The following is a 3,293-nucleotide window of genomic DNA, read 5'->3' on the forward strand; positions in this document are numbered from 1 at the left end:
AAACGATTAACAAAGCGAAATAGTGGCATGAACTTAATTGAAGTAATAAAAAGACTCAATCCAGTGGTGCGCGGCTTTGTAAATTATTTCAGTATAGCCAATTGTAAACGAGTGCTAAATTTGTTGGCAAGGTGGGTGAGACGACGATTAAGGGCAATTCAGTTAAGGTTGTGGAAAAACCCAGCGAGGTTGCATAAGCGACTAAAACAATTAGGGAAAAAGCCGCCATTTAAGTTCATCAAAATGAACTCATGGCGAAACTCTCTAAGTCCATTATCGAATGTAGCGATGCCAAACCAATGGTTTGAGGAGCAAGGTTTATATTCAATGGAAAAAGTAAGTACAGGATGGCTTGCTCAATCGGCGTTTAGAAAATAAGCCGAAGGGATAGAAGAATACAGGAGCCGTATACGAGGCCCGTACGTACGGTTCTGTGAGAGGGATGAGGCAAAAGCCTCACCCTACTCGATGAGCATATGATGTTTCAAGGTTCAGAGAATGTTGCTGATGAGGAACATTTTAAAATAATATCTGAAGCAGGCGGTACTTTAAATGGTACAACTAACTCAGATAGAACAAACTATTTTGAAACAGTACCTGTAAATCAATTAGAAAAAATGTTGTGGCTAGAAGCTGATCGAATGGGCTTTTTACTCGATGCTGTAACCCAAGAAAAATTTGAAGTACAACGCGAAACAGTAAAAAACGAGCGCGGCCAACGTGTTGATAATCGCCCTTATGGTCGTTTAGGTGAACGTGTTGCTCAAGCGATGTATCCAGACGGCCATCCATATTCATGGCCTGTAATTGGTTTTATGGACGATTTAAATCGCGTAAATGTAAATGATTTGAAAGCATTCTTTTTAAAATGGTACGGACCAAATAATGCAACGCTTACCATTGGTGGTGACATCAGCGCTAATGAAATACTACCATTAGTTACTAAATACTTTGCACCAATTCCAAAAGGCCCTGAAATCCCTAAAGTTGAAAAAACAGCTGTAATACTAGATGCCGATAGATATATTTCAATGGAAGATAAGGTACATTTACCTTTATTAAGTATGAGTTTCCCAACGACTTATGCTCGCTCTGAAGATGAAGCACCTCTTGATATACTTGCTGAAATATTAGGTGGAGGTAATAATTCACTACTATACAAAAACCTAGTTAAAACTCAACTTGCTGTTCAAGCAAGTGCAAATCATCCATGCCAAGAGTTAGCGTGTTCAATTAGTCTTTATGCTTTACCAAATCCTACAGCAGGGAAAACGTTAGCTGATATGGAAAAAATCATTCGTGATTCATTTGTTGAATTTGAAGAGCGTGGCGTTACACAAGATGATTTAGATAAAGTAAAAGCTAAAATAGAGTCAGGTGCAATTTTTGGTCTGCAAAGCGTATCAGGAAAAGTCTCTCAACTAGCCGCATCTGAAACGTTTACAGGTAACCCAAACTCAGCGAAAGATGAGATTGCACGTTATAACAAAGTTACAAAAGCTGATGTTATGCGTGTTTTTAATCAATATATCAAAGGTAAATCTGCCGTTATTATGAGTGTTGTGCCAGAAGGTCAAACTCAACTTATAGCTGCCCCAGATAACTTTACGCCTAAAGCGCATGATTTTGGAGGTCCATCTACAACTTCAGCTGATGATTTAGTAGCACGAGGAGCTGTTGAAACATTTGATCGAAGTATTCACCCTGTAGCCGGCGCAAATCCTGCTGTTGATGTTCCTTCTCTTTGGCAAACTAAGACCGAAAACGGTATTAAAATATTAGGTACGCAAAGTACAGAAACGCCAACCACCGCTATTTTTATTAAAGTTCCGGGTGGCTTGTATAATGAGCAAGCTAGTAAAGTGGGTTTATCGTCAATGACTGCATCGTTAATGAGCGAGTCAACGCAAAACTACACTACAGAGCAAATGAGTAACGCGCTTGAAAAACTGGGTAGCCAGGTAAGTATCTACTCAGATAAAACACATACAAATGTGTATGTTTCTAGCTTAACCAAGAATGTAGATGCAACGCTAAAGCTTGTTGAAGAGAAATTATTTAAACCTGCATTTAATGCCGATGACTTTGAGCGTAATAAAAAGCAAATCATTCAAAATATTCAACATTCAATGAAGGATGCTGGGTATTTAGCATCTAATACATATAGTAAATTACTATATGGCAACAATATAGCTGCACTTCCAAGTACTGGAACGCTTAATAGTATAGAGGCTATTACACTTGCTGACGTTAAAGCTTTTTATAGCGCAAACTTTAAACCGCAGGGCGCTCAAGTAATTATTGTTTCTGATTTAAAAGAGTCAACAATTGAGCCAAAGATTAAAGCTACACTTACAAATTGGAAAGGTAAATCGAGCTTAGTAGCGGTTGATTTCAGTGAACCTAAAGTAGAAACTAATGTAATTTATTTGGTTGATAAACCAGACGCTCCTCAATCAGAAATTCGTATTGGTAAACGCGATATGGTTGAAGATATTACAGGTGAGTTCTTTAAAGCTAACTTGATGAACTTTGCACTTGGTGGCACGTTTAACAGCCGTATCAATTTAAATTTACGAGAAGATAAAGGCTACACTTACGGTGCTCGCTCTCGTTTCTGGGGTGATAAAACATCAGGTGGCTTTACCGCTTCTGCAGCGGTGAGAGCCGACTCTACTGCAGCGTCTATTACAGAGTTTACTAATGAGCTTAATAACTATGCTCAAAACGGTGTCACTGACGAAGAGCTTATGTTTATGCGTAAGGCTATCAATCAAAAAGATGCGCTTAAATACGAAACGCCTAATGCAAAACTTGGCTTTTTAGCACAAATATTAGAGTTCGATTTAAAACCTAGCTTTGTAAAAGAAAGAAATGAGATTGTTAGCAATATTAGCAAAGAAGAAGTTAACGCCTTAGCTAAAAAACACTTAAACACTAAAGATATGATTTATTTAGTAGTGGGTGATGCTAAAACACTTCGCCCAGAGCTTGAAAAATTAGGTATGAAGGTTGTTGACTACAGCCTTTAATATTTAAATAAATCATTGGAATTATAAAGCAGCTTTTTTAGCTGCTTTTTTGTTTGCCCAGCGAAGCTGGCAAACCCGATAGGCTGAAAGATGCCTTATCACCCTGACTAAGGGGAAGATAATCTGAATGGCAAGGGCATCACTGGCCAACGGTGGGGTCTGAAGGAAGCCATAAGAAGTTAGAGGTACACAACTAACCGTAACCTGTTTCGGCAGTATTGGTGGGTCAGCGTGCAAAATAGCGCAACGCCCTATACTTAG

General features: G+C 38.7%; 2 protein-coding genes and 1 pseudogene. 2 read left to right on the forward strand and 1 reads right to left on the reverse strand.

Translation table 11 applies throughout. The features are described 5' to 3' along the window. Together L655_RS0120155 and L655_RS0120160 are read left to right on the forward strand one after the other, a co-directional pair. Window positions 1-378, forward strand: a 378-nt coding sequence (locus L655_RS0120155; protein ID WP_029752211.1) for a group II intron maturase-specific domain-containing protein, incomplete at its 5' end; no start/stop codon positions are given. Between the two features lie 98 nt (window positions 379-476). Further along, window positions 477-3,032, forward strand: coding sequence for a pitrilysin family protein (locus L655_RS0120160; RefSeq protein ID WP_241764522.1), 2,556 nt, complete (start codon window positions 477-479; stop codon window positions 3,030-3,032). A 21-nt stretch (window positions 3,033-3,053) separates the two neighbouring features. Here L655_RS0120160 and L655_RS1000000127745 read toward each other — a convergent pair. After that, window positions 3,054-3,293: pseudogene (locus tag L655_RS1000000127745) on the reverse strand (hypothetical protein); the annotation flags it as partial.

Source organism: Pseudoalteromonas sp. TAE79, assembly GCF_000498015.1.
GTDB lineage: Bacteria > Pseudomonadota > Gammaproteobacteria > Enterobacterales > Alteromonadaceae > Pseudoalteromonas.

Excerpts from the sequence above, each read along its gene's own strand:
- L655_RS0120160 (WP_241764522.1), top strand. The coding sequence starts at position 477 with ATGATGTTTCAAGGTTCAGAGAATGTTGCTGATGAGGAACATTTTAAA.